General features: G+C 60.1%; 28 protein-coding genes and 2 pseudogenes. 15 read left to right on the forward strand and 15 right to left on the reverse strand.

What is annotated here, in order from left to right; translation table 11 throughout:
* Nucleotides 1-10: 10 nt before the first annotated feature.
* The 7 genes and pseudogenes from N7U68_RS07380 (at nt 11) to N7U68_RS07410 (ending at nt 4394) form a co-directional block, all read left to right on the forward strand.
* Nucleotides 11-691 carry an SH3 domain-containing protein gene (locus tag N7U68_RS07380; RefSeq protein ID WP_165196836.1) on the forward strand — a complete coding sequence of 227 codons (681 nt, stop codon included), beginning with the start codon at nt 11-13 and terminating at the stop codon, nt 689-691.
* Nucleotides 692-743: 52 nt separating this feature from the next.
* Nucleotides 744-1046 (forward strand): annotated as a pseudogene (locus N7U68_RS07385) (SDR family NAD(P)-dependent oxidoreductase); the annotation flags it as partial.
* The gene (locus N7U68_RS07390) at nt 988-1575 is read left to right on the forward strand and encodes an SDR family NAD(P)-dependent oxidoreductase (RefSeq protein ID WP_263048706.1); all 588 of its coding nucleotides are present in this window, start codon (nt 988-990) and stop codon (nt 1573-1575) included. The pseudogene N7U68_RS07385 and the gene N7U68_RS07390, both read left to right, overlap by 59 nt.
* Nucleotides 1576-1657: 82 nt before the next feature.
* Nucleotides 1658-1867 (forward strand): twin transmembrane helix small protein, encoded by a 210-nt coding sequence (locus tag N7U68_RS07395; protein WP_165196832.1) that lies wholly within the window; start codon nt 1658-1660, stop codon nt 1865-1867.
* Nucleotides 1868-1872: 5 nt separating this feature from the next.
* On the forward strand, nt 1873-2448 hold the full coding sequence (locus N7U68_RS07400) for a cob(I)yrinic acid a,c-diamide adenosyltransferase (protein WP_165196830.1): 576 nt from the start codon (nt 1873-1875) through the stop codon (nt 2446-2448).
* A gap of 261 nt (nt 2449-2709) precedes the next feature.
* Entirely contained in the window at nt 2710-3468 is a 759-nt protein-coding gene (locus tag N7U68_RS07405; RefSeq protein WP_165196828.1) for an electron transfer flavoprotein subunit beta/FixA family protein, read from the forward strand.
* The gene (locus N7U68_RS07410; protein ID WP_165196826.1) at nt 3468-4394 is read left to right on the forward strand and encodes an electron transfer flavoprotein subunit alpha/FixB family protein; all 927 of its coding nucleotides are present in this window, start codon (nt 3468-3470) and stop codon (nt 4392-4394) included. Before N7U68_RS07405 ends, N7U68_RS07410 begins: the two co-directional genes overlap by 1 nt.
* A 178-nt stretch (nt 4395-4572) precedes the next feature.
* On the opposite strand, the gene N7U68_RS07415 is transcribed toward N7U68_RS07410, so the two are convergent.
* Nucleotides 4573-5418 carry a DUF6473 family protein gene (locus N7U68_RS07415; protein WP_308446174.1) on the reverse strand — a complete coding sequence of 282 codons (846 nt, stop codon included), beginning with the start codon at nt 5416-5418 and terminating at the stop codon, nt 4573-4575.
* A gap of 146 nt (nt 5419-5564) precedes the next feature.
* Between N7U68_RS07415 and N7U68_RS07420 the strand changes: the two genes are divergently transcribed.
* Nucleotides 5565-6440 carry a 3-hydroxybutyryl-CoA dehydrogenase gene (locus N7U68_RS07420; protein ID WP_165196824.1) on the forward strand — a complete coding sequence of 292 codons (876 nt, stop codon included), beginning with the start codon at nt 5565-5567 and terminating at the stop codon, nt 6438-6440.
* Between the two features lie 164 nt (nt 6441-6604).
* The gene (locus N7U68_RS07425) at nt 6605-6835 is read left to right on the forward strand and encodes a DUF1127 domain-containing protein (protein ID WP_165196822.1); all 231 of its coding nucleotides are present in this window, start codon (nt 6605-6607) and stop codon (nt 6833-6835) included.
* A gap of 93 nt (nt 6836-6928) precedes the next feature.
* Here N7U68_RS07425 and N7U68_RS07430 read toward each other — a convergent pair whose 3' ends face one another.
* The 8 genes from N7U68_RS07430 to N7U68_RS07465 all read right to left on the reverse strand — a co-directional run bounded on the left by N7U68_RS07430 (nt 6929) and on the right by N7U68_RS07465 (nt 12161).
* Nucleotides 6929-7246 carry a selenium-binding protein SBP56-related protein gene (locus N7U68_RS07430; RefSeq protein ID WP_308446175.1) on the reverse strand — a complete coding sequence of 106 codons (318 nt, stop codon included), beginning with the start codon at nt 7244-7246 and terminating at the stop codon, nt 6929-6931.
* A 106-nt stretch (nt 7247-7352) separates the two neighbouring features.
* Nucleotides 7353-8582: a tryptophan synthase subunit beta gene (gene trpB, locus N7U68_RS07435; protein ID WP_165196818.1), complete on the reverse strand. Its 1230-nt coding sequence runs from the start codon at nt 8580-8582 to the stop codon at nt 7353-7355.
* Between the two features lie 127 nt (nt 8583-8709).
* Nucleotides 8710-9339, reverse strand: a complete 630-nt coding sequence (locus N7U68_RS07440; protein ID WP_263048707.1) for a class I SAM-dependent DNA methyltransferase — start codon at nt 9337-9339, stop codon at nt 8710-8712.
* Nucleotides 9340-9398: 59 nt separating this feature from the next.
* Complete coding sequence (locus tag N7U68_RS07445) at nt 9399-9848, reverse strand: GNAT family N-acetyltransferase (protein ID WP_263048708.1); 450 nt, start codon at nt 9846-9848, stop codon at nt 9399-9401.
* Entirely contained in the window at nt 9845-10489 is a 645-nt protein-coding gene (locus tag N7U68_RS07450; RefSeq protein ID WP_263048709.1) for a phosphoribosylanthranilate isomerase, read from the reverse strand. Before N7U68_RS07450 ends, N7U68_RS07445 begins: the two co-directional genes overlap by 4 nt.
* A gap of 8 nt (nt 10490-10497) precedes the next feature.
* On the reverse strand, nt 10498-10848 hold the full coding sequence (locus N7U68_RS07455) for a LapA family protein (protein ID WP_165196810.1): 351 nt from the start codon (nt 10846-10848) through the stop codon (nt 10498-10500).
* A 3-nt stretch (nt 10849-10851) separates the two neighbouring features.
* A complete protein-coding gene (gene ihfB, locus N7U68_RS07460; protein WP_165196808.1) occupies nt 10852-11133 on the reverse strand; it encodes an integration host factor subunit beta in 282 nt (93 codons plus the stop codon).
* Nucleotides 11134-11372: 239 nt separating this feature from the next.
* On the reverse strand, nt 11373-12161 hold the full coding sequence (locus N7U68_RS07465) for a sulfite exporter TauE/SafE family protein (protein ID WP_263048710.1): 789 nt from the start codon (nt 12159-12161) through the stop codon (nt 11373-11375).
* Between the two features lie 148 nt (nt 12162-12309).
* Between N7U68_RS07465 and N7U68_RS07470 the strand changes: the two genes are divergently transcribed.
* Together N7U68_RS07470 and N7U68_RS07475 are read left to right on the forward strand one after the other, a co-directional pair.
* Nucleotides 12310-14004, forward strand: a complete 1695-nt coding sequence (locus N7U68_RS07470; protein WP_263048711.1) for an acyl-CoA dehydrogenase family protein — start codon at nt 12310-12312, stop codon at nt 14002-14004.
* A gap of 96 nt (nt 14005-14100) precedes the next feature.
* Nucleotides 14101-14475 carry a DUF6946 family protein gene (locus tag N7U68_RS07475; RefSeq protein WP_263048712.1) on the forward strand — a complete coding sequence of 125 codons (375 nt, stop codon included), beginning with the start codon at nt 14101-14103 and terminating at the stop codon, nt 14473-14475.
* A gap of 87 nt (nt 14476-14562) precedes the next feature.
* On the opposite strand, the pseudogene N7U68_RS07480 reads toward N7U68_RS07475, so the two are convergent.
* From N7U68_RS07480 to N7U68_RS07495, 4 genes and pseudogenes are all read right to left on the reverse strand, one after another.
* A pseudogene (locus N7U68_RS07480) lies at nt 14563-15884 on the reverse strand (TRAP transporter large permease).
* On the reverse strand, nt 15881-16465 hold the full coding sequence (locus tag N7U68_RS07485) for a TRAP transporter small permease (RefSeq protein WP_263048713.1): 585 nt from the start codon (nt 16463-16465) through the stop codon (nt 15881-15883). Before N7U68_RS07485 ends, N7U68_RS07480 begins: the two are co-directional and overlap by 4 nt.
* A 52-nt stretch (nt 16466-16517) precedes the next feature.
* Nucleotides 16518-17558, reverse strand: coding sequence for a TRAP transporter substrate-binding protein (locus N7U68_RS07490; protein WP_263048714.1), 1041 nt, complete (start codon nt 17556-17558; stop codon nt 16518-16520).
* A gap of 144 nt (nt 17559-17702) precedes the next feature.
* Nucleotides 17703-18398, reverse strand: coding sequence for a fumarylacetoacetate hydrolase family protein (locus tag N7U68_RS07495; protein WP_263048715.1), 696 nt, complete (start codon nt 18396-18398; stop codon nt 17703-17705).
* 184 nt (nt 18399-18582) lie between these two features.
* Between N7U68_RS07495 and N7U68_RS07500 the strand changes: the two genes are divergently transcribed.
* Complete coding sequence (locus N7U68_RS07500; RefSeq protein WP_263048716.1) at nt 18583-19266, forward strand: DUF1045 domain-containing protein; 684 nt, start codon at nt 18583-18585, stop codon at nt 19264-19266.
* Nucleotides 19267-19313: 47 nt separating this feature from the next.
* Here the strand turns inward: N7U68_RS07500 and N7U68_RS07505 are convergent, their stop codons facing one another.
* Nucleotides 19314-20159 (reverse strand): EamA family transporter, encoded by an 846-nt coding sequence (locus N7U68_RS07505; RefSeq protein ID WP_263048717.1) that lies wholly within the window; start codon nt 20157-20159, stop codon nt 19314-19316.
* A 241-nt stretch (nt 20160-20400) separates the two neighbouring features.
* Here N7U68_RS07505 and N7U68_RS07510 point away from each other — a divergent pair, with 241 nt between their 5' ends.
* Both N7U68_RS07510 and N7U68_RS07515 read left to right on the forward strand, forming a co-directional pair.
* Nucleotides 20401-20964: a TetR/AcrR family transcriptional regulator gene (locus tag N7U68_RS07510; RefSeq protein WP_263048718.1), complete on the forward strand. Its 564-nt coding sequence runs from the start codon at nt 20401-20403 to the stop codon at nt 20962-20964.
* On the forward strand, nt 20961-21353 hold the full coding sequence (locus tag N7U68_RS07515; RefSeq protein ID WP_263048719.1) for an META domain-containing protein: 393 nt from the start codon (nt 20961-20963) through the stop codon (nt 21351-21353). Before N7U68_RS07510 ends, N7U68_RS07515 begins: the two co-directional genes overlap by 4 nt.
* A 3-nt stretch (nt 21354-21356) precedes the next feature.
* Here N7U68_RS07515 and recO read toward each other — a convergent pair whose 3' ends face one another.
* Nucleotides 21357-22091 (reverse strand): DNA repair protein RecO, encoded by a 735-nt coding sequence (gene recO, locus N7U68_RS07520; protein WP_263048720.1) that lies wholly within the window; start codon nt 22089-22091, stop codon nt 21357-21359.
* Nucleotides 22092-22249: 158 nt separating this feature from the next.
* Between recO and N7U68_RS07525 the strand changes: the two genes are divergently transcribed.
* Nucleotides 22250-25048, forward strand: a complete 2799-nt coding sequence (locus tag N7U68_RS07525; protein ID WP_263048721.1) for a VWA domain-containing protein — start codon at nt 22250-22252, stop codon at nt 25046-25048.
* Nucleotides 25049-25052 lie beyond the last annotated feature (4 nt).

Raw genomic sequence — 25052 nt, forward strand, 5'->3', positions numbered from 1 at the left:
GGACGCGCATATGTGGCGCTTTATATTGTTAACATTCGCGTTTCTGGGATTCGCGTTTTATCATCTGAGCGGTGGGGCCGACTACGCCCCGCGTGCGGACTCGCTTCAGGTCGCATTCCAGAACAAATCGTTTTTTGCGCAGCCAAAGCCCGCTCAGCCGCGCGCCCGTCAGGTCGCATCCGCCGATACCAAAACCAAGTTGACCCCGCGCCTTATCCAGCAAAAGCGCGAGGCGGTTCAGGCCGCCCACGATGCCCGAGAGGCGCGCAAGGAGGCGCGTTATCTGCAGGCGCAGGAGGCGACCCGATTCAAGGTCACGTTGGCCGCCGCCAGCCCGGCCAAAAGCGTTTTCAATCCCGAACCGATCAAGGAAATGGGCCTATCGGGTGTGGGCGCATTTTCCGGCGGCACACTTGCCCGTGATGTAACAGGTGTCATTGGCGGCCAGAACGGAATGCAAACCGGGGCCGATGTCACCCCCGAGCCCGCTGACATTCGGGCTGTCACCGGCACCCTCGTGAACATGCGCAACGGTCCGGGCACTGATTTTGCTCAGGTCGATCAGCTCAGCCAGGGCATGCAGGTCGAAGTTCTGGAAACCGCCGCGAACGGCTGGGTCCATCTGCGCGCGCTCGATACCGGCCAAACCGGCTGGATGGCCGATTGGCTGGTCACGGCCGCCGCCCAGTAACACCCGCAAGAACGGCATTGCAGCCCCCCGCCCCGCGCGCCATAGCTGGGGCATGACAGATAAATCCATACTGATCACCGGATGCTCGTCGGGCATCGGATACGACGCGGCCCACGGCCTGCGCGCCCGTGGCTGGCGTGTCTTTGCCAGTTGCCGACAGGCGGCCGATTGCGCCCGCCTGAAATCCGAGGGCTTCGACAGCCCGCGCATCGATTATGCCGATACTGCCAGTATCGCATCGGGCCTCGCCGAAGTGTTGGAGGCGACAGATGGCAGGCTTGATGCGCTGTTCAACAATGGGGCCTACGCCTGCCCCGGTCTGGTCGAGGATCTGCCGACAGACGCCTTGCGCACCATATTCGAGACGAACTTCTTTGGCTGGCACGACCTCAGCCGCCGGGTCATCCCCGTCATGCGCGCGCAGGGGCACGGACGAGATCGTGCAATGCTCGTCGGTTCTGGGCCTTGTCACGCTGCCGTGGCGCGGGGCCTATAACAGCACAAAATTTGCGCTCGAAGGACTGAGCGATACGCTGCGCATCGAAATGGCAGGCACCGGAATCGACGTGATCCTGATTGAACCCGGTCCGGTCACATCAAAGATCCGGCAAAATGCGATTCCGCATTTCGAGCGGTGGATAGATTGGGAAAACTCCCCGCGTGTTGAGGCCTACCGCGCCGGACTGCAAAAGCGGCTCTATCAGGATAACGGCCCCGACAAGTTCGAGCTGCCTGCCTCTGCCGTTACCAAAAAGCTGATCCATGCAGTAGAGGCGCGCCGACCGCGCGCGCGCTATTACGTGACCACCCCCACCTACCTGATGGGCGTGCTGAAACGACTGCTACCCACACGTGCGCTTGATTGGGTGCTGAGGCGTAGCTGAACGTTGTTCAGCCGACATTTTCCGGTTCGCTTTTGCCGCGTGTCAGTCTACATCAATCCCAGACGCAACCAGAGGACGCATCATGCTGACCGATCCGCTTTTCCTGCTTGTTCTCGTCGCCTGTGGGGCGGTCGCCCTTATACTCGGGCTAGGTATCAGCACCTTCGGCAAGGGCGGCGCGGACAATGGCAAACGCGCGAATAAATTCATGCGCTGGCGGATCATCGCACAGTTCGTTGCTGTGGTAGTGATCCTCGCCTTCGTGTTCATCCGGCGACAAATGGGGGGCTGAGGCCAATGGTAGTCCTGAACAAGATTTACACGCGCACCGGGGATGGTGGCGATACGGCGCTTGGCAATGGCACGCGCGTGGCAAAGCATTCAATGCGCGTCAATGCCTACGGCACGGTGGATGAAACCAACGCGACCTTGGGCCTCGCGCGCCTGCATGCGACCGGCGATGTGGATACCGCATTGGCACGCATTCAGAACGATCTCTTTGATCTGGGGGCTGATCTCTGCCGCCCCGACATGGCCCGCGACGCAGAGGCCGAATATACACCCCTCCGGGTCACAGATGCGCAGGTTGCACGGCTCGAGGCGGAAATTGACGCGATGACAGCGGTGCTGGAACCATTGCGCAGCTTTATTCTGCCCGGCGGGTCGGCCCTTGCTGCGCAACTGCATCTTTGCCGCACCGTGTCACGACGCGCCGAACGCCTGACCGTAGAACTTGCCGGGGTCGAGGACGTGAACGCCGCGGCGGTCAAATACCTCAACCGCCTCAGTGACTGGTTCTTTGTCGCGTCGCGCATGGCCAATGACGACGGGCGCGCGGATGTGCTGTGGGTTCCGGGCGCGAACCGCGAATAGCGGCGGGCGGTCCAGTGCACGGACCGGCAACCGGTAGGGCGGAACCCCGCGCCGTGAGGCCGGGCGCGAACCGGTAAGCCACACGCATTTACCCCGACGGCTCGAATTTTCTGCCCAACGAATAAAACGCGACGTCTTGAGCACGTTAAATGACGATTTTTCCCTGTTTTCCGCCCACCCGAACCTATATGAAACCGCGTGAGAGCGAGAAATTGGGAGTCGCGTCGCGGCTCTTGGTATGAATTTGAGGAGACCATGCCAATGAAGGTGCTAGTACCTGTCAAACGTGTGATCGACTATAACGTGAAAGTCCGCGTCAAGGCGGATGGCAGCGGTGTCGATCTTGCAAATGTGAAGATGTCAATGAACCCGTTTGACGAGATTGCCGTCGAACAGGCGATCCGCCTGAAAGAGGCCGGTCAGGCCGATGAGGTCATCGCGGTTTCCATTGGCGTGAAGCAAAGTCAGGAAACGCTGCGCACCGCGCTGGCGATGGGTGCCGATCGCGCGATCCTCGTGGTTGCCGCCGACGACGTGCACACCGATATTGAGCCGCTGGCTGTCGCCAAGATCCTCAAAGCCGTGATCGACGAAGAGCAGCCGGGCATCGTGCTGGCAGGCAAACAGGCGATCGACAACGACATGAACGCCACCGGTCAGATGCTGTCGGCGCTGATGGGTTGGTCTCAGGGCACATTTGCCAGCGGTCTGGAAATCGAAGGCGATCACGCCCTCGTCACCCGCGAAGTTGACGGCGGCATGCAGACCATCAAGGTCAAGATGCCCACGATCATCACCGTGGACCTGCGCCTGAACGAGCCGCGCTATGCATCGCTGCCCAACATCATGAAGGCCAAGAAAAAGCCGCTGGATGAGAAAACCGCCGCCGATTACGGCGTCGACGTGACGCCGCGTCTGGAAATCACCGGAACGGCAGAACCAGAGGCACGCGCCGCTGGTATCATCGTGGGCTCGGTCGACGAGCTGGTAGAGAAACTCAAAGAAGCGGGGGCTGTATAATGGCTGTTCTTCTTCTCGCAGAAGTCAACGACGGCGAACTGGCAATGGACGCCACCGCCAAGGCCGTGACCGCGTCGAAATCGCTGGGCGACATCACGGTTCTTTGCGCTGGTGGCTCTGCCGCCGCCGCAGGCGAAGCCGCCGCCAAGATTGATGGCGTATCCAAGGTACTGGTTGCCGAGGATGCGTCGTTGGGGCACCGCATGGCCGAATCGACCGCCGCGCTGATCGTCAGCCTTGCAGGCGATTATGAGCATATCGTCGCCCCCGCGACCACGGATGCAAAGAACGTGCTGCCCCGCGTGGCCGCACTTCTGGACGTGATGATCATCTCCGATGCTTCCGGTGTCGTGGATGCCAACACGTTCGAGCGTCCGATCTACGCAGGCAACGCGATCCAGACGGTCAAATCCTCGGACGCCAAGAAAGTCATCAGCTTCCGTACATCGACATTCGATGCGGCCGGTGAAGGCGGCTCTGCCTCGGTCGACACCGCATCCGTTCCCGCCGATCCCGGTCTCAGCGAATGGGTCGAAGACAAGGTCGCCGCCAGCGATCGCCCCGAGCTGACCTCGGCTGGCGTCGTTGTCTCCGGTGGCCGTGGCGTCGGCTCCGAAGAGAATTTTGCCCTGATCGAGAAACTGGCTGACAAGCTGGGGGCCGCCGTCGGCGCCTCGCGCGCTGCTGTCGACAGCGGCTACGCACCGAACGACTGGCAGGTTGGCCAGACCGGCAAGGTGGTCGCCCCTGATCTTTATGTCGCCGTCGGCATCTCGGGTGCGATCCAGCACCTTGCAGGCATGAAAGACAGCAAGGTCATCGTCGCGATCAACAAGGACGAAGAGGCACCGATCTTTCAGGTTGCTGATTTCGGCCTCGTCGCCGACCTCTTTGATGCTGTGCCAGAACTGACTGAGAAACTCTGATACGGGGGGAGAGTCGTTCCTCCCCTAAGTAGTACCGATCATGGCCCGCCATCTCTGGCGGGCCATTTTTCGTTTGCACCGACGCGTGCCGGGCTGAAGCCCGACCTACCCATATGCGGCCATTCGTAGGCCGGGCTTCAGCCCGGCAAACTGCTCAACATCGAATCGCCCGCTGCGCTCAGCCCCCGACCAGTTCACCGATAACTGGCACCAGCGCCTCTGCCGCATCTTCGTGCGCGGCAGGCCCCAACAGTTCTGACGCCGCTGCGACCTCGAACTGAGAGAACACCATGCGATCTGTGCCGCAGGCCAGCGCCTCTGGGCGCGCCGTTGCATCAATGATCTGCAACACTTGCGGTCGTAGCGCCTCCAGCATGCCCGCCGTCACAAACGCGGGGTCGCTCGACACGCTGGGCTGATCAGCGACCTCACCGGGTCCGTGCGATGACAGCCAGAGCAACACCACAGGCGAGCCCAAGTGATGCAACAACAGTTTCATCCGGGCGACCCACGCGGTTTGCAGTTCCTCGCGCACCAGCGCAAATCGCTCTTCGGACACGGCCCGCAGACGGTGCAGCATATGCCGTGTGAAATGAAACTCGGTAAAATCCACCTCGCGGTAAACGCTACGCAACACCGGCGATGCCTCGACAAACCGATCGTTGCGGCGCGGATGAACTGAATAGAACCGGTTCGACATGTTCTGCGCCGGTAGCACTTGTAACACAGTCACCTGCGCCCGCGCGGCGGCCGCCAGAATATCCGGATCGTGCAAAAACACGTCGATACCTGCATTTGACCAGCCGAGATTGACACATTTCACGCCGGTCCGCGCCTCGACCAGTGCCGGGAACGGGTGCGCAATGAACTTGCCATAGGTTTCCGTACCACCCAAGAAAGCCGCGTAGCGCCCGCTCAACCTGCGGCGCGGACCTCGGAATCGCAGTTTTGACGCGCCGTATCGGCACGGCATGTAATTCAGGGGGACATCCCCCAGCTTTTCATAAGCCATAAAACCCACCATAAACTTACCCGCGAACGAACCTGCAGCAGGCGCGTTTAGAAATTCCTAATGCGAAAATTCACCGCGTTTTTTAACGGACTGCGCCCCTTGCAGGCACCCGGTTACGGGGCGTATTGTCAAAGCGCAGTAGTAATCGGGACAGGTACATGGCAATCCAGAAAATCGGCGTCGTCGGCGCGGGCCAAATGGGCAACGGGATCGCTCATGTGATGGCTCTGGCCGGGTATGAGGTGCTGCTGACCGACGTCAGTCGCGATGCGTTGGACAGCGCGATGGACCTGATGCGCCACAACATGGAACGCCAGGTGAGCCGCGACAAGATCAGCCAATCCGAAATGGATGACGGCATCGCCCGGATCGGCACCACGCTGACGCTGACCGATCTGGGGCAGACCGATCTGGTGATCGAAGCCGCGACCGAGCGAGAAACTGTCAAACAGGCAATTTTCGAGGATTTGCTGCCGCATCTCAAACCCGATACGATCCTGACATCCAATACCTCGTCTATCTCGATCACGCGCCTCGCCAGCCGGACGGATCGGCCCGAACGGTTCATGGGGTTTCACTTCATGAACCCAGTGCCCGTCATGCAACTGGTGGAACTTATTCGTGGCATCGCCACTGACAAACCCACTTATGAAGCTTGCCTTGGGGTCGTGGAAAAGTTGGGCAAGACAGCCGCCTCAGCCGAGGATTTTCCCGGCTTCATCGTCAACCGCATTCTGATGCCGATGATAAACGAGGCGGTTTATACGCTCTACGAGGGTGTCGGGAACGTGTATTCCATCGACCAATCCATGAAACTGGGTGCCAATCATCCCATGGGCCCGCTGGAACTGGCCGATTTCATAGGGTTGGACACTTGTCTGGCAATTATGAACGTACTGCATGACGGATTGGCGGATACCAAATACCGCCCCTGCCCGCTCTTGACCAAATACGTCGAGGCCGGCTGGCTGGGCCGCAAGACGGGTCGGGGGTTCTACGACTATCGCGGCGACGCGCCGGTTCCGACCCGCTAGACAGGCGCAAAATCAGCGGCGCAGGCCGGGCTTCAGCCCGACCGCCCCATATCCATTGCAAGCAACGCATGGCGGGATTGCGAAACTGGCACTGGCGTTATGCAATCCAATCCATAGTTTAGTCAGCAAGGGAGGAGATGACCCCGAGACAGGATAAATCTCCGATGGCTTTTACGACCACGAAATCAACTCACTCTTTCAACCTGATGCGCGCGATCTACGGCGCGCTGGCAACTGTCGGGCACGCCATGATGCGCCCTGCCGATGCCAAAGCCGAAAACGCGCGGCGTCAGATCAGTCACCTGCGCGCGCTCAGCGACGCAGAGCTTGAGGCCCGCGGCATCCGTCGCGAGGATATCGAGTATCGCGTTTTTTCGGGCAGCTACTACGCCTGAATGACACAGGGCACGACGGCCCAAATCGTTTCGCGCAGGCGCTGGTTGACGCGTGCTGCGCGAAACGCTCTTGTCATCCGTATCTCTTCGACATCACGGCAGACGCTTTGCACGCATGTGATCGCCAAAATGCATCAGGTCGCGGTGCTGCCGAAATGCATGCCCCGTCAGAGGTGACACAGAGGACGACCATGCATTCCAGCCAAAATGGCGAAACTCGTCGCCCTTGTTTGGCCTAAAGAGACGATGCACTATCTGGCCGTATGTCTTTGACATGGGATCGACAACAGCCGATCCGTCCGGTTGCACCCCATAGGGGCTGAGCAGCAAGGTAAAGGGGACACTCTCCACCACTGCTTTCATCGCCGGTTTCGGTCTCGCGACACCGAGACATGCACCTACATCCTCCACCAGAGGGTGACTCAGTGTCGTGTTGAATTAATTTCGGAGTTTACAGCGGCGTCATTCGCACAGGCACGGCACATCCGGTTGGGACCGGGTGCGCCGATCTTGGATGTCAGTCGGCCTCTTCCATGCCGAACCCCAGATGCTTGGCGACGGTAAAGATATCCTTGTCGCCACGGCCGCACATGTTCATGCAGATCAGGTGATCCGCAGGCAATTCCGGCGCGATCTTCATCACATGAGCCAGTGCATGGCTCGGCTCAAGCGCAGGGATGATCCCCTCTTGCTCGCAGCACAGCTGAAACGCCTCGAGCGCTTCCTTGTCGGTGATCGAGACATATTTCGCACGGCCGATTTCGTGCAGCCAGCTATGCTCGGGACCAATGCCGGGATAATCAAGGCCCGCCGAGATCGAATACCCCTCCAGAATTTGTCCGTCATCGTCCTGCAACAGGTATGTGCGGTTGCCGTGCAGCACGCCGGGCCGCCCGCCAGTCAAGGACGCGCAATGTTCCATTTTGGCGTTCACGCCCTTGCCGCCGGCCTCGACGCCGATGATGTTCACATCCTTGTCGTCCAGAAACGGAAAAAACAGGCCCATCGCGTTAGAACCACCACCAATCGCGGCGATCAATGTGTCGGGCAGACGGCCCTCCGCGGCCTGCATCTGTTCCTTGGCTTCCTTGCCGATGATTGCCTGAAAATCACGGACCATCGCGGGATAGGGATGCGGACCCGCCACCGTGCCGATGCAGTAGAACGTGTCGCGCACATTCGTGACCCAGTCACGCAGCGCATCGTTCATCGCATCCTTCAGCGTGCCGCGACCGGACGTCACGGGAACCACCTCCGCGCCCAGCAGGCGCATACGGAATACGTTCGGCTTTTGCCGCTCGACATCGTGCGCGCCCATGTAGACCACACATTTCAACCCGAACTTGGCACAGACGGTTGCGGTCGCGACACCGTGCTGACCTGCACCCGTTTCGGCGATGATGCGTGTCTTGCCCATACGGCGCGCCAGAATGATTTGGCCCAGCACGTTGTTGATCTTGTGCGCGCCGGTATGATTCAGCTCGTCACGCTTGAGGTAGATTTTAGCGCCGCCCAGGTGCTGCGTCAGCCGATCCGCATAATATAGTGGACTGGGGCGACCCACGTAATGCGTCCACAGATCATGCATTTCGTCCCAGAAGCTTTGGTCGGTCTTGGCGAATTCATATTGCTTTTCCAGCTCCAAGATCAGCGGCATCAGTGTTTCCGACACGAAACGCCCGCCAAAATTGCCGAACCGTCCCTTTTCATCAGGGCCGGTCATGAAAGAGTTGAAAAGATCGTTCATCGCGTTCGCCTTGCCATTTCACGGGTTTCCCGTTGCATAGGCGACACCGGGCGGATTTTCCAGCGCAAAGCGGTCATCGCCCGGAGTTCGTTGTGGCCAATGCGCGCAATAGCCCGCCCTTTTACCCTCAAAGTCTGCGCACCGCGTAGATCCGCGTGGTCAGCTCGGGCTCTGCCAACAGGTAGGCGCGAAAAGGTCGGCTGCGCTCTTCGACACGAAGCAGATCACGCTCCTCCAATGACTTTATCATCTGGCCAAACCCCTGCTCTTTGTAGGTCGCCTCGATAACGTTGAAAACGCCGATCCCGCCGGGGCATGTGACCCGCATCAAATGGTCCAGAGATTCAGGTGGCGCGTGGCCCGGCCCAAACGATCCGATACAGGTAAACCCGGTAAACGCCGCATCGTCGAATGGCAGGCCCGCGCCCATGTCTGCCTCGGCGAACCCGGCATAGGCCCCGGTGCCTTCGGCCATGCGGATCATCTCTGGTGACAGGTCGCAGCCGGTGATTGGGCCGTATCCCATCAGGCTCAACGATTGCCCGACCAGCCCCGTACCGCATCCTGCGTCCAGAACTGCCCCCTCGGCCCGGCCCATGTGACGGGCATACACGCCCGCAGCCACAATCGGGAGCCAGAACCCCTTGGCCAAATTCTCGGCGTCGTAGCTGTCCGACCAGTCATCATAGAGCCGCCGGGACGCTTCTGGCGTGGTCGCGCCATAGACGGCATCCAGATCTTCAGTGTTCTGAGCCATGCTGCGCCCTCCTTGGGTGGCATCACATCACCGCTGAATACACACTGTCAACATGCGCGTCAGTCGAGGGTGCGTTTGAATCCGGTATGCGACGGGATAAAGCCCAACGCATGATAGAACTGATTGCTCTCTGTGCGGCTCTGGTTCATGGTCAGTTGCATCAACGAACACTCTGCTTCGCGTGCCCGCGCCTCTGCATCCGCAAACATCTGCCGACCGACCCCCTGCCCGCGCAAATCGCTCGCGACGCGCACGCTTTCGATCTGTGCCCGGCGCGCGGCACGCAAGGACAACCCGCTGATAAAGGTAATCTGGTAGGTCGCCAGTATCCGCCCGGTACCATCCTCACCCACGATCAGGTGATTACCACCCTCAGATTGCATCGCATCAAACGCGGCCAAATAGACCGACATATCGCCCTGTTCGCGCGCCTTGCCCAGATCATCGTCAACCAACAGCGCAATTACGGCGGGAACATCGGTTCGCGTGGCGGGCCGGAACCGGATCACCCTTGCGCCGCCTGAACAAAGGCGCGCATCAGATCGGCATCCTTAATCCCCGGCGCCTGCTCGATCCCCGAAGCCACATCAACCTGTCTCGCGCCCGTTGCACACACGGCCTCTGCCACATTCTGCGGGGTCAGGCCGCCCGCCAACATCCAGGGCAGCGACCAACGGCGCCCCGCGATCAACGCCCAGTCAAAGGAAACGGCATTGCCGCCCGGACGATCGGCGCCCTTAGGCGGTTTCGCATCCACCAATAACTGATCGGCCACCTGTGCGTAGGTATCCAGCCGGGTCAGATCTGCCGCCTCGGCGATACCCACCACCTTCATCACCGGCAGGCCATAACGCGCTTTGATTTCGACCACGCGCGCGGCACTTTCGGAACCATGCAGTTGCAGCATATCCAGCGGTACGGTTTCCGTCAGGGCATCCAGCGTCGCATTGTCCGCGTCCACCGTCAGGGACACCTTGGCAATCCCCTCGGGAACGGCCTGTGCGATCTCGCGCGCGGCATCCAGCGTCAAATACCGGGGTGATCTGGCAAAGAAGTTCAGACCGATATACGCCGCGCCCGCATCGGCAGCCGCGTCAACGTCCTTCAGGCGGGTCAGCCCGCACATCTTGATCCGAATGTCGCGTGTCATGGCTCGGCTCAGCTGGCTTCGTCCAGCAGCGCCAGAACGTCATCCTTGCCCTCGTGCTTTTCACCCTTCAGACGGCGCAGTTCGGCGCGCAGGCGTTGCAGCTCGCGGGCCTGACGCGCGGCGGCGGCGCGTTCGCCCGCCTCGCGAATCCACTCCCAGATGAATCCCAGAACCAGTCCAGCCAGCACACCGCCAAACATCACGACAAAGAGCGGCACATCATAGGCAGGCGTCATCGCCGCAAGGCGCGCAATCTCTCCGGGCAACACTTTGACTGTCACGAACTCGCGATTGGCGAGCGCAATCAGGATCAGCGCCACCGCAAAGATGGCGATGCTGGCATAGCGAATGTAGCGCATGGTTTACTTCCCGTTCAGACGGTCCCTGAGCAGCTTGCCCGTCTTGAAGAATGGCACATGCTTCTCCTCAACGTAAACCGATTCGCCGGTGCGGGGATTTCGGCCGGTCCGTGCATCCCGCTTTTTGACGGAAAACGCGCCGAAGCCGCGCAACTCGACACGATTGCCACCAGCCATCGCGTCGGTAATCTCGTTAAAGATAGTATTCACGATCCGTTCGACATCGCGTTGGTAAAGATGCGGATTCTCGTCCGCAATTTTCTGAATGAGCTCCGATCGGATCATCGAGCAAGTCCCCCGGTCTTCTGTTTTTTTGGCGCAAGCAGCACAGCCCGACTATAGATATAATTGTGCAGAAGAAAACGGAAAGCATGCCGACAGATGTCAATTTTTGCGTTTTTACGACGCCAAGCCGTGGCAATTCGGCGCGAATCCGCGCCTGCCCCCGCGTCAGCCGGTCCCCTTGCGACACTGTTGGCGAATTGCGCTCAGATGATTCGGAGCATCTCTTGACCAGTTTGCGTTCAAACGAGCATCACCCCGCGCCGCAGTAGATTGACGCCAGCGACCAGCAAAACAAACAGCGTGACCCTGCGAAACACAGCCTGATCAATGCGGTCCTGAATCGCAAACCCCATCCACATCCCCAGCAGTGCTGGCGGCACCATCGCCAGCGAGAATGGCATCGTTTCCGCGCGCAGGATCCCCGACCCGAAATGCGCCATGGCGAGCAGAATCGCACCTGACCCATAGATCACCCCCTGAACCCGCATCTGTTCGCGTTTTTCCGTGCCTTGCGCCGTCAGCATCGCCACTGTCGGCGGTCCCCAAACGGCGGTCAGCCCGCCCATTGCGCCCGTCAGCAGGCCAATGCCCACCTCCAGCCGCGGACCGGGGTTGGGCGGCAGGCGCAGACCACGCCCCAGCAGCGTCATGGCGGCATATAGTGTGACCGGCACACCAATCAGCAGGTATAGCGCGGATGATGGCAATAGTGGCACCAACTGCGCCGCCGCGACCAGCATCGCCGCCGCCGACATCAGGAACAGTCGGAACCGTCGCACCGATTGCCATGCAGCGCCGAGACCCTGCCGCAACGCCTGCCAGATGTTCGTCACCAGCGTCGGTAGGATCACGCCCGCCAACGCCAGTTCCGGCGCCATGACCGAGCCGAGACACGAAATCATCACCATCGGCAGAGCAAAACCTACGAGGCCCTTGATCATCCCCGCGAACAAGGTGACGGTCAGCGCGAACACCCAGATGATCATGGCGTCCGGACCGACGGAAACGGGGGCTGTGAAAATCTCCATCGCGCCTGTCTAACACTGCTTGAGTATGCTGCGCTGCAAAAAAAATTTGCGCAATAAACAATCAAAAATGCGCGCTTCTTGGTTAAATTGTTGCGCTGCACCTGCAAAGTGGCTAGGACAAAGCGCGACAAAAGAAGGATGCACTAAGATGGCCCATGATGGACAGGATCTCGCGACAACCAAAGAGCCGCTTCTAGACGATCTGACCCGCCTTACGGCGACGGCGCTGCCTGCGGTCGACGCAGTGCTGGATGCCGCCAAGGAGGCGCTGCGCGCCCTTCTGGTGCAGGACGGTCGCGTGTCGGGCGCAGCACTCGAGACCCATCAGAGTGCCGCGCATGGTCTGGCATGGCTCGCCACCTATCGTGAGGCGCTGCACCAGATGCAGAAATGGGCCGAGCGGCTGTCGGAGACAGGTCAGTTTGGCGAAGTCGAGGCGCTGATTCACCAGATCGCATTTGGCGAATACCTGCACCAGATCGCCGGCGGCATCCCGATGAATCAGGGCGAAGTGGTCCGCCTGGCCGAGCTTGGCCTCGGCTGGAGTGCCCTTGGCGGTTTCCAGTGCGATGAGGTTCAGACCCTCATGGCACGCGGCAACACGCAAGCTGCGCGCACGCAACTGGTCGCGCTGATGCAGGAACGCAGCGCCGAAATCACCGTCGGGCACAGCGGTCTGGACGAAGAGCTTGAGATGATCCGCGAACAGTTCCGCCGCTACGCGGTCGAGCGCGTCGAACCACACGCCCATGACTGGCATCTCAAGGACGAGTTGATCCCGATGGAGATCATCGAGGAACTGGCAGAGATGGGCGTTTTCGGTCTGACGATCCCCGAGGAGTTTGGCGGGCTTGGCCTCAGCAAGGCATCAATGGTCGTTGTCTCCGAGGAACTCAGCCGGGGATACATCGGCGTCGGCTCTCTCGGCACCCGATCCGAAATCGCGGCAGAACTGATCATCTGCGGCGGCACCGACGCGCAAAAGGCACAGTGGTTGCCCAAGCTGGCCAGCGCCGAAATCCTGCCCACTGCCGTCTTTACCGAGCCAAACACCGGCTCTGATCTGGGTGCTTTGCGCACCCGTGCGGTCAAGGATGGCGATGATTACCGCGTGACCGGAAACAAGACTTGGATCACCCACGCCGCACGCACTCATGTGATGACGTTGCTGGCGCGCACTGACCCGGACACGACGGACCATCGTGGCCTGTCGATGTTCCTCGCTGAAAAGACGCCGGGCACCGACGACGCCCCCTTCCCGACCGAAGGTATGAGCGGCGGCGAAATCGAAGTCTTGGGCTATCGCGGGATGAAAGAATACGAACTCGGCTTCGACAACTTTCACGTCAAAGGCGAGAACCTGCTCGGCGGGGAAGAAGGCAAAGGGTTCAAGCAACTCATGGAGACGTTCGAGAGCGCGCGCATCCAGACCGCCGCCCGTGCCATCGGCGTGGCGCAATCCGCGCTCGACGTGGGGATGCAATACGCGCAGGACCGCAAACAATTCCGTAAATCACTGATCGACTTCCCACGCGTTTCCAGCAAGCTGGCGATGATGGCGGTCGAGATCATGGTGGCCCGGCAACTGACCTATTTCAGCGCATGGGAAAAGGATCAGGGACGCCGTTGCGATCTAGAGGCCGGTATGGCCAAGCTGCTGGGCGCGCGTGTCGCGTGGGCCGCGGCGGACAACGCGCTGCAAATCCACGGCGGTAACGGTTTTGCGCTGGAATACAAAATCAGCCGTATTCTATGCGACGCACGCATCCTGAACATCTTTGAAGGGGCCGCAGAAATTCAGGCACAGGTTATCGCCCGGCGCCTGCTGGATCAGCGAAACTGAATCACGATCAAACACATTGCGTAGGCCGGGCATCAGCCCGGCACACAGATCCAAGCAAACATTGCGTCTCGGAAGGCGGTCCCGCAAACTGCCGCCATGGCACAGATATACATCCCGACCCACGGCCCGCTCGACTGGCGCGCATTGCTGGCAGACCCCCAAAAGCAATGGCGCGCAGGCTATTCCGCACAGGCTGCCGCGCGATCCTGGGAGGATGCAAAGGGGTTGCCACCCGAAATCGCCACCATCCTTGGACCTGACGCTGAACTGCTGTTGGCATTTCCCGAGCATAAGGTCGCGCTGCCCGGCGGATCACGACCCAGCCAATGCGATATCTTCGCCCTCGCGCGCACCCCAGACCAGACCATCGCATTGAGCGTCGAAGCCAAGGTCAACGAACCTTTCGACCGCAGCCTCGCCGATTGGATGGGCGACCGGCGATGCGCGGCATCTGGAAGATGCAAAACCTGATCACCAAGGGGCATTGCCGGGCAGTTGACGGCGCACCGACGCAATACCGACGTTTTACCGACGCAATACCGACATCCCAATTTGCCGTCAGTGAAACAACCTGAGCAAACACAGCGTGATGCCCGGAAACGCCACGAGGATCACCACCCGTACCAGATCGGACGCCACGAACGGCAGCACCGCTCGGTAGGTCTCTACCATCTTCGTGCCCCGGTCCATCGCATTGATAACAAACAGGTTCATCCCCACCGGCGGCGTGATCAGGCCCACCTCGACCACGATCAGTACCAGAATGCCGAACCAGATCGCCAGTTCCTCTCCGGTCATGCCAAAATCGAGTTGGATGACAATCGGAAAGAAAATCGGGATCGTCAACAGGATCATCGACAAGCTGTCCATCACACAGCCAAACACCAAATACAGCACAAGGATGATCGACAGGATCACCCACGGGCTATAGCCCGTCGCCAGCACGTACTCGGCCAGCGCCTGTGGCGTCTGGGTCAACGCCAGAAATCCGTTGTAGAAGGCCGCGCCGAAAATGATGAAGAAAATCATCGCACTGTTCCGCGCCGTCGCCAGAAAGCTGTCGATCAGTGTTTTGGCCGTCAGCCCACGATTGAGCAACGCGATGATACCCGTGCCCGCCGCCCCAACGGCTGCGCCTTCGGTCGGTGTGAACCAGCCTCGATAGATGCCGCCCACAACCAAAGCAAAAACCAACAGAACCGGCCAGACCGCGATCAGTGCGCGCCAGCGTTCCTGATATGGTATCGGATCGCGTAGACCCGCCGCCCCCGGGTTCATCCGGACATAGATCGCAATGGTGATCATGTAGCCAATCGCGGCTAACACACCGGGAATAAAGGCGGAAAGGAAAAGTTTGGCGATGTTTTGCTCGGTCAGGATCGCGTAGATCACCAGAATCACCGACGGCGGAATAAGGATACCAAGTGTACCCCCCGCGGCCAGTGTGGCCGACGAAAACCCACCCGAATACCCATAGCGCCGCAACTCTGGCAGGGCCACCTGCCCCATGGTCGCCGCCGTTGCCAATGAACTGCCACAGATCGCGCCGAACCCTGCGCAGGCCCCCACGGATGCCATCGCGACGCCGCCCTTGCGGTGACCCAGCCACGCCTCGGCTGCCTTGAAGAGCGCGGTGGACATGCCGCCCAATGTGGCGAACTGCCCCATCAGCAGGAACATTGGCACGATGGTCAGCGAATAGTTGGAAAAGGTCGAATAGGTCTCGGTTTTCAGCTTTGACAGGCCGACATTCATGCCGCCCGTCACCATATAAAGCCCCCCAGCCCGACCAGAAACATCGCCAGCCCGATTGGAACACGCAGGAAAATCAGAGCCAAAAGCACAGGGAAGGAGGTGATCCCAATGGCCAGATCGCTCATGCTTCGGATCCGTCCTGCGTGCCTAGGATACGCTGCCCGGTCAGCGTTTCGACCAACCGGGCCAGCGCCACATAGATCCCCACAACAGCAGCCAACGCGGCGGCCAAGAAGCTGGCGAGGTAGGACCACCAGATCGGCATCTGCAACATGAATGTCGTCTCGTTGTACCGCATCTTTCCCTGCATTCCCTCGAACAGCCGCCAAGCGATCAGCGCAAGCACGAGGGCGAAAACAACATCAATCACGATTTGCAAAACGCGGCTCGCACCGTCAGGCAGACGCGCGGTGAACAGATCCACGGTCGCATGGCCACCACTGATCTGGCAGATCGGAAGAAAGGCAAAGATCGCAAAGGCCACGCCCGCCTCGACCAATTCAAACGCACCCAGAACCGGGCCGAAACCTGCATCCAGCAGACGCTGGGCAACCTTGGCGAACACGTCGGATGTGACCGCGTTGTGCAGCAGCCCGTTCGCCAGCCGTCCGAGGATCGAAACGCAGGTCAGCGCAATGAGCAAGGTCAGGACCGCGCCACCCAGCACGGCCATGGCGCTGGCGACAAAAGTGACAATCCGGTGCATCAATGCAGGTCCCTGACTGGGTGGGCCGACATGGCATCGGCCCACTGCTGGATCACATAGAGTTCTTTTCGATCAATGACTTGGCCTGATCAACCAGAGCCTGCCCATCAAAACCCTTGGCATCCATGTCAGCGATCCAACCCGCCTCTACCGGGTCGGCGGCCTCTTTCCATTCTGCCACCTGTTCGGGGGTGAGGTCGATGATGTTGTTACCGCGATCCTCTGCCGCCTTGCGCGCGGGACCGTCCGATTCCGCCATTGTCTTGCCTGCCAGCGCCGAAAGGTCTGCACCTGACTGGCCGTCGATGGCCGCTTTCAGATCATCGGGCAGGCTGTCGTATTTGTCCTTGTTCATCGCGAAAATGAACGCGGTGGTATACAGCGCCTCATCACCAAACGTCGTGTGGTTGGTAACCAGTTCCGGCACTTTCAGCGCCGCCGTCACCTCCCACGGGATCACGGTGGCGTTGATCACACCCTTGGACAATGCCTCTGGGACGGCCGGGACGGGCATACCGACAGGGGTTGCGCCCAACTCTCCCAGCATACCAGTGATGATCCGCGTCGGGCCGCGCACGGTTTTACCATTTAGATCGGCGATGGAATTTACCGGATCCTTGGAATGGATCACGCCGGGGCCATGCACCCATACGCCGAGGATTTTCATCTCGGCAAAATCGGCGTCCATCATGTTTGCTTCGGCAAACTGCCAGAACGCGCGGCTCGTATCCTCGGCATTGGACATAATGAACGGCAATTCGAATACTTCGGCCTGCGGAAAACGGCCCGGCGTATATCCGGCGACGGTCCAGATTATATCTGCCACACCGTCCACGACCTGAGTGGCCAGTTCGGGCGGCTTGCCACCCAGCTGCATCGACGGGAAATGGTCGATCTTGATGCGCCCGCCAGACGCCTCCATCACGCGCTCGGCCCAAGGCACGAGGATCAGTTTGGGCACGTTGGCCTGTGGCGGCAGGAACTGGTGCATTTTCAGTGTCACATCCTGAGCGGCGGCAAAGGTTGCCCAGCAAGCGGCGATCGCAGTCAACGCCCCGGCACGCGCAGCACCGGTAAGGGTAAAGTGTTTCATGGTATTTTCCTCCCTTTAACACCGGGACCGCGCGGGCGATCCCGGACAGCGGGCTCTGGCCCGTCTTATCATGTACTACACATGCATGCGTACGAGTTTGCAACCATCAAGCGGCGCAAGACATTGGTGCAACAGGATCGTATCTCAGCGAGTGATGCCCAGCTCGACCGGGGACAGCCCGTCAATCTGGCCTTTCAACGTTGCGCCGGGCGCGACCGGGCCGACGCCTGCGGGCGTCCCTGTGTAGATCAAGTCACCGGGTGACAGATGATAAAACCGCGACAGATGCGCAATGATCTCTGGCGCAGACCATATCATATCACTCAGCGTCGCATCCTGCACACGCGTGCCATCCATATCCAGCGTGATTGCCTGATCCGCGATCAGACCAAACTCCGTCGCAGGGGTGATCGCGGCCATGATAGCCGCGTTCTCGAAATCCTTGCCCAGATCCCACGGACGACGCTTGTCCTTGGCTGCGGCCTGCAAATCGCGCCGCGTCAGGTCGATACCACATGCATACCCATAGACCGCCTGCATGGCATTTTCGACTGTCGCCTCAAAGGCTGCGGCCCCGAGGGCCATCACGAATTCCATTTCATAGTGGCAGTCCGACGTGCCCGGCGGATAGGCAATATCTGTCCCGGACAGAATCAGCGCATGTGCAGACTTGGTAAAGTAAAACGGCGCCTCACGGTCGACTTCGTTGCCCATCTCGGCGGCATGCGCTGCATAGTTCCGCCCGACACAAAAGATGCGGCGAACAGGAAAAAGAGCGTCCGATCCGGTGATCGGCACGGCAGGCGCGGCGGGCAAGTCAAAGAGCATGTTGGCGGGCATGGACGCACCTGTGTTATGGGAGTTATCGTGCCTTTATGCGGGGCACAAAGGGGGCTGTCAAAGCCTTGCATACGTATCAGCACAGCAGAACTTCAGCCCGCCGCACCAGTCGTCATTGGCGCCCGCACCAACCTATGCCAAGAACGAGCCTGCCCCATACGCACTGAAATGCCAGAGGATGCCCATGTTCCGCCGCTATGCCATCTATTATACGCCCCCCGACGGCGCGCTGGCAGATTTCGGCGCTGCGTGGCTGGGCTGGGACATCGCGCGCGGGGTGAGCGTGCCGCATCTGGTGATGGACGGACTGCCTGCCCCGGTGTGGGACATCACCGAACGTCCGCGCCGGTACGGGCTGCATGCGACAATCAAGCCGCCATTCACGTTGGCGAAAGCAAGACATGTCGAGGAATTGCAGGCGGCCTTTGACGCATTTTGCGCGACGCGTGCGCCCGTCACCCTGCCCGCTCTGACACTGGCGCCGCTTGGGCGGTTTCTGGCGCTGATCCCTTCGACCCCATGCGCTGCCGTCACGGATCTGGCTGCGCACGCCGTACGTCATCTCGATGACTTTCGCGCGCCGCCAGATCGTGAAACGTTAGATCGTTACCGAACAGGCCTGCTGACCGCTGCTCAGGAGCAGAACCTGCAAAACTGGGGATACCCGCATGTGATGGATGCCTTTCGGTTCCACATCACGCTCAGTGGCAAACTGCCAAAGCGACAGGTGGCCGTACTAACCGCTGCGCTCGCCGCGCATGTAGAGCCGCTCTTACCTGCGCCGTTCGTCCTTGACGCCCTGAGCCTCGTGGGCGAGGACGAGGATGGTCGTTTTCACCTCATCCGCCGCGTTGCATTGTCGAGATAGATCGGGTCGTTACCATAGCCAGATACATATCGCGGCCATCCAACGGGTCACCCTTTGGACAATCGCAACAAGGCCACCCCGATAAGCGTAAGAAACGTCGAAAAAACCTTGGCCAGATCGAGCCGTTCCTTCAGCTTGAACACCCCGATCAATAGTGCAAAGACGATGCTGGTCTCGCGCAGCGCCGTCACCAGCGCAATGGGAGCCAATGTAAAGGCGTAGACAACCAGCGCATACGCCGCAAAAGACGCGCCGCCGCCCACCACCATCAGCGTGCCGGACCGTGGCAGCGCGCTAAGTGCGCCGCGCTCCCAAAATGGAACAAACACGGCAAAAGCCGCCGCATTGAGCAGCGCCATCCAGCCATAGAACCCCAGCGGGCTGCCCGCCAGCCGCGCGCCCAACCCGTCATTGAGCGAATAGGCCGCGATGAAACACCCCGTGATCAGCGCCAACATCGTGCCCGCGCCACCGCGCGTTCCACCTGCGCTGCGCACCAGCCCAAGACTGATGATCCCGCAGACAATCAGCCCCACCGCCAGCAATTGCGGCAGATCGAAACTGACGCCCAGAACCGTGACAGAAACCACCGTGACAAGAACCGGCGCGATACCGCGGGCGATCGGGTAGACTTGGGTAAGGTCGCCCACCTTGTAGGCCGAGATCAGAAACATCTGATAGCCCAGATGCAGCGCGACGCCGATGAGCAGATAGGACCAGCTTTCAATTGCTGGAGCAGGTACAAACGACAACATCAGACCGCCAAATGCGCCCTGTCCGATGACGACCGCCGCCATGCTGCGGGTTTTGTCCAATCCGCCCTTGACGAGCGCGTTCCAGCCCGCGTGTAAAAGAGCCGCCAGCAGGACAATTCCGAAGACGCTGACATTCATCGTGCGCGTCTCAGATGCGTGATTTCAGAGCTATATCCTTGCATTGGCCGCTCCACCTCCACGCCCGCCTGCCATGCCTATGCATAGGCTGGTTTTTACGTGACGCGCAAGCGTATGCACCTGCAAAGACGCTAGTATGGCACAGCGTGTGCAACAGGTATTTGAAGAAAGATGAAAAGGTATTGGCTGATTGCCGCCACCGCACTTGAAGCGGCACTGACCCCACTCTAGGTAGCGACGCATGAACAAGCAACGAACACAACGTCTGACCAGACAGGACTGGCTTCGCACCGGATTGAACGCGCTGGCGTCGGACGGTTCCAGTGCGTTGCAGGCTGAACCCCTCGCGCGGCGGCTGGGCACGACAAAAGGTTCATTTTATTGGCATTTCGCAGATCTTCCTGCCTTTCAAGCCGAGCTGATCGAGCGCTGGGAAGATGAAGCAATCGAGATGGTGCACGCAGCGAAATCCAGCCCCCAAGGCGACGCCGCCCGGTTGCGGCATTATGCACAGACCATCATGGATATGTCGGCAAGCGATGCCGCAGCGATATTCCCGGTCGAACCTGCGATCCGGGCATGGGGGCTGAGCCATGATGGTGCGGCCGCCGCCATCCGCCGTGTAGATGCCAAACGGCTGGACCATCTGGGTTCCCTGCTGGGTGCCATCGGTGTCAGCAATCCTGAAATGGCCCGGATCATCTACAGCGCAAGCCTCGGGATGGAGGCGCTCGGCCCAGAGGAGGCAAACCGCAACAAGGGCGCAATCGGGTCTCTCGTCGATCTGGTGCTGGCCCTGCGGTGAAGGAACTGGCAGCGATCATCGCGGCGCTACTATCCCTGAATACCTGTCAAAAAGACGAAACCGTGACCGCCTATGGCGGCATGGGCAGCTGGCAGTTGAGCAAGGTCAGCAATACGCAGGTTCAGCAAAATATCGTACTGCAACTGGGTGCGCATGGCGACGTTTCGGTAATCACCCCTTGCACCGTCATGACGGCGCGGCAAATCGCACCGTACCCTTGGTTTCAACTGGATGATGTTCGGGAATATAGTCGGAATTGCCCGCCGACCTCAGTCGATACGCGCGCGGTGTCCACCATACGACGCGCGACACTGGTCGAAGTTGTGGGGGATGTATTGATCCTATCGACAGACAACGATTTTGATCTGGAGTTTTCGCGCCGGAACTAACCGTTAGCGCGTTGTCGAGACAGCAAATCGATCCACGAAACGCTGGCGCGCCTCGGGCAGTGGCCTGTTCCCAAGCTGCGGGGCAAGATGATTTCGCAGAAAGTGACCGGTGGTTCTGAAGCCGTCTGCGATCTCTGAATCTGATGCGTTGCCATGCCCCATCAGGCAGGGTGGCAACGGCAGAAGCCGATCGGCCCATTCGCCCGCACCCGCACGCGACACCGCCCGCCCGCTGCGCGGCGAGACATAGCTGAGGTCGTTGGCCTGCACGCCCATCACCGCGCATCCACTGAGATCAAGACCGAAGCCCAGCTCTTCGAGCAGCGCCAGTTCCCATTGCAGATAGGCCAAAGGCCAGATATCGCCCTGCCCCAGCAGGTCGAGCAGCGCCTCCGTGCGTCGGTAGAGATAGGGGTGCGCCTCGCGTTCCGGCAATGAAAACAATAACAAAGCTGTCACCGCATTGAGACCTGCCAATGCCATCCGGTCCCCCAGAGAGGCCGACGCCCGCGAGCGGACCGGTTCGACCTTATAGGCACCTATGTGATCCTCCAGCCGTGCCCGCCACACCAGATCCAGCTGCGCCCCCGGTTGCAGGATCGGAGCCATTCGTCGCGACGTTCCACCGCGCACAATGCCCGCGTGGCGACCGTGCGACGGCGTAAACGTCTCGATGATCGCGGCATTTTCGCCGTGGGTGCGGACGGACAACAAGATGCCCTCTTCGCGCCATTCCATGACCGTTATCCCCATCGGTAACACGTCGGTAATACGTCGGTAATGCGTCAGTATCGCATTGGCGCACAGGCAATGCCAGCCGTGCATCCTGCGGCGCGGTAGAGAATCAGCGCAAAGTATGGTTCACTTTGCTCAACCGTTTTGATGTGAGGATTTCCATGACCCGTTTTTCCGTACTGCTTGCGAGTATCTTGACCCTTGCCGCTCCTGCCGCACACGCCGACGAGGATGTAATGGTCGTTTTTGACGGGTCCAATTCGATGTGGGGCCAGATCGATGGCGTCGCCAAGATCGAGATTGCGCGCGATGTCATGGATAACCTGCTGGGTGAATGGACAACCTCGCGACAGGTCGGGCTAATGGCCTACGGTCACCGGCGACGCGGCGATTGCACCGATATCGAGACGTTGATTGCCCCCGCAACCGGAACAGCGGGTGACATTCAGGCACAAATCAACCAGATCACACCGACGGGCAAGACACCGCTGACCGACGCGGTCGAGATGGCCGCGCAGCAACTGGCGTATACAGATCGGCCCGCGACGGTCGTGCTGATATCAGACGGGCTGGAAAGCTGCGAACGCGATCCATGTGCGTTGGCGCGTGCGTTGGAAAAGGGCGGTGTCGGCTTTACCGCGCATGTGGTGGGTTTCGGTCTCGGCGGGTCCGAGGATGCCGCATCACTGGCGTGTATTGCCGAGGAAACTGGCGGACAGTTCATTCAGGCCAGCAATGCCGACGAGCTGGGCGCGGCACTGAGCACCGTGGGCACCGCCGTTGCGGCAGCGCCCGAGCCTGAACCTGAGCCGGAATTGCCCGAAGTGACGCTCACCGTGCCCGAGACGGCCGTGATCGGATCGCTCTTTGCCGTGGCTTGGGACAAAACCAACCATCCCGAAGATTTCATCACCATCGTACCTGTCGGCGCTGATGATCAGATTTATACTGACACAGTTCTGACCGGCGACACGCTGACGGCGCTGCTGCGCGCGCAGAGCAAGCCGGGCCTCTATGAAGTGCGCTATATGGACCGTGAAAGCTATGCCGCGCTGGGTCGTGCCGATATTGAACTGGTGGATGCCAATGTCACGATCAGCGGGCCCGAGTCGGTACTGGTCGGCACCACGTTCGATGTATCCTGGACCGGTGCGGTTCATCCCGAAGATTACGTCACGATCGTGCCCGCGGGAGCAGATGAAGGCTCTTACGCCGGTTACGAGTATGTCCGCGACGCCACGGATGGCAGCGGTACACTGTCCGCAGGCGCTGAACCGGGCCTGTATGAATTGCGCTACGTTCTGGACAAGGATGCCCGCACCCTCGCAACCCAACCGATCGAAGTCACCGACGCGCAGGTTACAGTTAGTGGCCCCGAAACCGCGCTGGCAGGTAGCAAGGTCAAGGTGAACTGGACCGGGGCCGTAGATGACAACGACTTCGTCACCGTCGTGCCGATGGGCGCGGATGAGGGCAAATACACCCGCTACATCCGGGTCAAGGACAAGTCCGAGGACATGTTGCAGATGCCCGCAGAAACCGGGCTCTATGAGTTGCGTTACGTGCTGTCGGAAGGTGCCCGTACATTGGCCTCGCAACCCATCGAAATCACTGCGCCTGAAGTCACCGTCGGCGGTCCAGACACCGCGCTGGCAGGCAGCAAGGTCAAGGTGAACTGGACCGGGGCCGTGGATGGCAACGACTTCGTCACCGTCGTGCCGATGGGCGCGGATGAGGGCAAATACACCCGTTATGTCCGGGTCAAGGACAAGTCCGAGGACATGTTGCAGATGCCCGCAGAAACCGGGCTCTATGAGTTGCGTTACGTGCTGTCGGAAGGTGCCCGTACATTGGCCTCGCACCCTATCGAGGTGGTTGCACCCGAAGTAACCGTTAGCGGTCCAGACACCGCGCTGGCAGGCAGCAAGGTCAAGGTGACCTGGACGGGGACCGTCAATAGTCGTGACTTTGTCACGATCGTCCCGATGGGCAGCGAAGAGGCGACCTATGCCGCCTATGTCCGCGTACAAGAGAAAACCGAAGGCATGCTACAGATGCCTGCCGACGCGGGCATGTATGAATTGCGTTACCTATTGGACGAAGGCCGCAAAACGATGGCGCGTCAAACCATCGAAATCACCGAGCCTGAAGTGACGGTCAGCGGCCCCGCATCAGCGGTGGCTGGCAGTAACGTCAAGATCGGCTGGACCGGTGCGGTAGATCGTCGGGACTATGTCACCATTGTTCCAATGGGTGCGGATGAAGGAACCAATGGCAGCTATGTCAGGGTGCAGGAGACAACCGAAGGCATGCTGCAGATTCCTGCCGATCCGGGCCTGTACGAGTTGCGCTACATCCTCGACGAGGGTCGTAAAACAATGGCGCGTCACACAATAGAGGTCACGGAACCAGAAGTAACCGTGACAGGCCCAGAAGAAATACGCGCGGGTGATAAGCTGCGGTTTTCATGGACTGGCGCAGTCGATTCACGAGACTATATCCGCGTAGTCCCAATGGGCAGTGACGATGACTATAACAAGGGCGATTATGCCCGCGTGGGCGACAAGTCAGAGGCCGAATTGACCGCGCCCGAACAAACCGGGTTCTACGAGTTGCGTTATACGCTGGATGAAGGGCGGCGCGTGATCGCACGACACCGGTTCGAGGTGCTGGCCGCAGATGCCGCGCTGAACACCGGGGCAAGCCTGACGGCCCCCGATACGGCCAAGCCGGGCAGCATCATCGATGTGGGCTGGAGCGTCGAGAGTGCGGGCGGCGACCAACGCATCACGCTGGCGCGGGGCGATCAGGCGATCTTTACCTGGATCACCGCGATCAAGACCGGGGATGGTCCGCCTGTTAAGATGCCTCTTCCGGATGAGCCGGGCAGCTACGAGTTGCGTTTCCTTGACGTGAGCAAACAAGAGGTGCTGGCGCGCAAAGTGATCGTGGTGGAATGATCCC

This window comes from Roseovarius pelagicus, assembly GCF_025639885.1.
In the GTDB taxonomy this organism is placed as follows: Bacteria; Pseudomonadota; Alphaproteobacteria; order Rhodobacterales; family Rhodobacteraceae; genus Roseovarius; species Roseovarius pelagicus.

Coding starts and splice junctions, on each gene's coding strand:
- N7U68_RS07380 (WP_165196836.1), top strand. CDS start 11: ATGTGGCGCTTTATATTGTTAACATTCGCGTTTCTGGGATTCGCGTTT.
- N7U68_RS07390 (WP_263048706.1), top strand. CDS start 988: ATGGGGCCTACGCCTGCCCCGGTCTGGTCGAGGATCTGCCGACAGACG.
- N7U68_RS07395 (WP_165196832.1), top strand. CDS start 1,658: ATGCTGACCGATCCGCTTTTCCTGCTTGTTCTCGTCGCCTGTGGGGCG.
- N7U68_RS07400 (WP_165196830.1), top strand. CDS start 1,873: ATGGTAGTCCTGAACAAGATTTACACGCGCACCGGGGATGGTGGCGAT.
- N7U68_RS07405 (WP_165196828.1), top strand. CDS start 2,710: ATGAAGGTGCTAGTACCTGTCAAACGTGTGATCGACTATAACGTGAAA.
- N7U68_RS07410 (WP_165196826.1), top strand. CDS start 3,468: ATGGCTGTTCTTCTTCTCGCAGAAGTCAACGACGGCGAACTGGCAATG.
- N7U68_RS07415 (WP_308446174.1), bottom strand. CDS start 5,418: ATGGTGGGTTTTATGGCTTATGAAAAGCTGGGGGATGTCCCCCTGAAT.
- N7U68_RS07420 (WP_165196824.1), top strand. CDS start 5,565: ATGGCAATCCAGAAAATCGGCGTCGTCGGCGCGGGCCAAATGGGCAAC.
- N7U68_RS07425 (WP_165196822.1), top strand. CDS start 6,605: ATGGCTTTTACGACCACGAAATCAACTCACTCTTTCAACCTGATGCGC.
- trpB (WP_165196818.1), bottom strand. CDS start 8,582: ATGAACGATCTTTTCAACTCTTTCATGACCGGCCCTGATGAAAAGGGA.
- N7U68_RS07440 (WP_263048707.1), bottom strand. CDS start 9,339: ATGGCTCAGAACACTGAAGATCTGGATGCCGTCTATGGCGCGACCACG.
- N7U68_RS07450 (WP_263048709.1), bottom strand. CDS start 10,489: ATGACACGCGACATTCGGATCAAGATGTGCGGGCTGACCCGCCTGAAG.
- N7U68_RS07455 (WP_165196810.1), bottom strand. CDS start 10,848: ATGCGCTACATTCGCTATGCCAGCATCGCCATCTTTGCGGTGGCGCTG.
- ihfB (WP_165196808.1), bottom strand. CDS start 11,133: ATGATCCGATCGGAGCTCATTCAGAAAATTGCGGACGAGAATCCGCAT.
- N7U68_RS07465 (WP_263048710.1), bottom strand. CDS start 12,161: ATGGAGATTTTCACAGCCCCCGTTTCCGTCGGTCCGGACGCCATGATC.
- N7U68_RS07470 (WP_263048711.1), top strand. CDS start 12,310: ATGGCCCATGATGGACAGGATCTCGCGACAACCAAAGAGCCGCTTCTA.
- N7U68_RS07475 (WP_263048712.1), top strand. CDS start 14,101: ATGGCACAGATATACATCCCGACCCACGGCCCGCTCGACTGGCGCGCA.
- N7U68_RS07485 (WP_263048713.1), bottom strand. CDS start 16,465: ATGCACCGGATTGTCACTTTTGTCGCCAGCGCCATGGCCGTGCTGGGT.
- N7U68_RS07490 (WP_263048714.1), bottom strand. CDS start 17,558: ATGAAACACTTTACCCTTACCGGTGCTGCGCGTGCCGGGGCGTTGACT.
- N7U68_RS07495 (WP_263048715.1), bottom strand. CDS start 18,398: ATGCCCGCCAACATGCTCTTTGACTTGCCCGCCGCGCCTGCCGTGCCG.
- N7U68_RS07500 (WP_263048716.1), top strand. CDS start 18,583: ATGTTCCGCCGCTATGCCATCTATTATACGCCCCCCGACGGCGCGCTG.
- N7U68_RS07505 (WP_263048717.1), bottom strand. CDS start 20,159: ATGAATGTCAGCGTCTTCGGAATTGTCCTGCTGGCGGCTCTTTTACAC.
- N7U68_RS07510 (WP_263048718.1), top strand. CDS start 20,401: ATGAACAAGCAACGAACACAACGTCTGACCAGACAGGACTGGCTTCGC.
- recO (WP_263048720.1), bottom strand. CDS start 22,091: ATGGAATGGCGCGAAGAGGGCATCTTGTTGTCCGTCCGCACCCACGGC.
- N7U68_RS07525 (WP_263048721.1), top strand. CDS start 22,250: ATGACCCGTTTTTCCGTACTGCTTGCGAGTATCTTGACCCTTGCCGCT.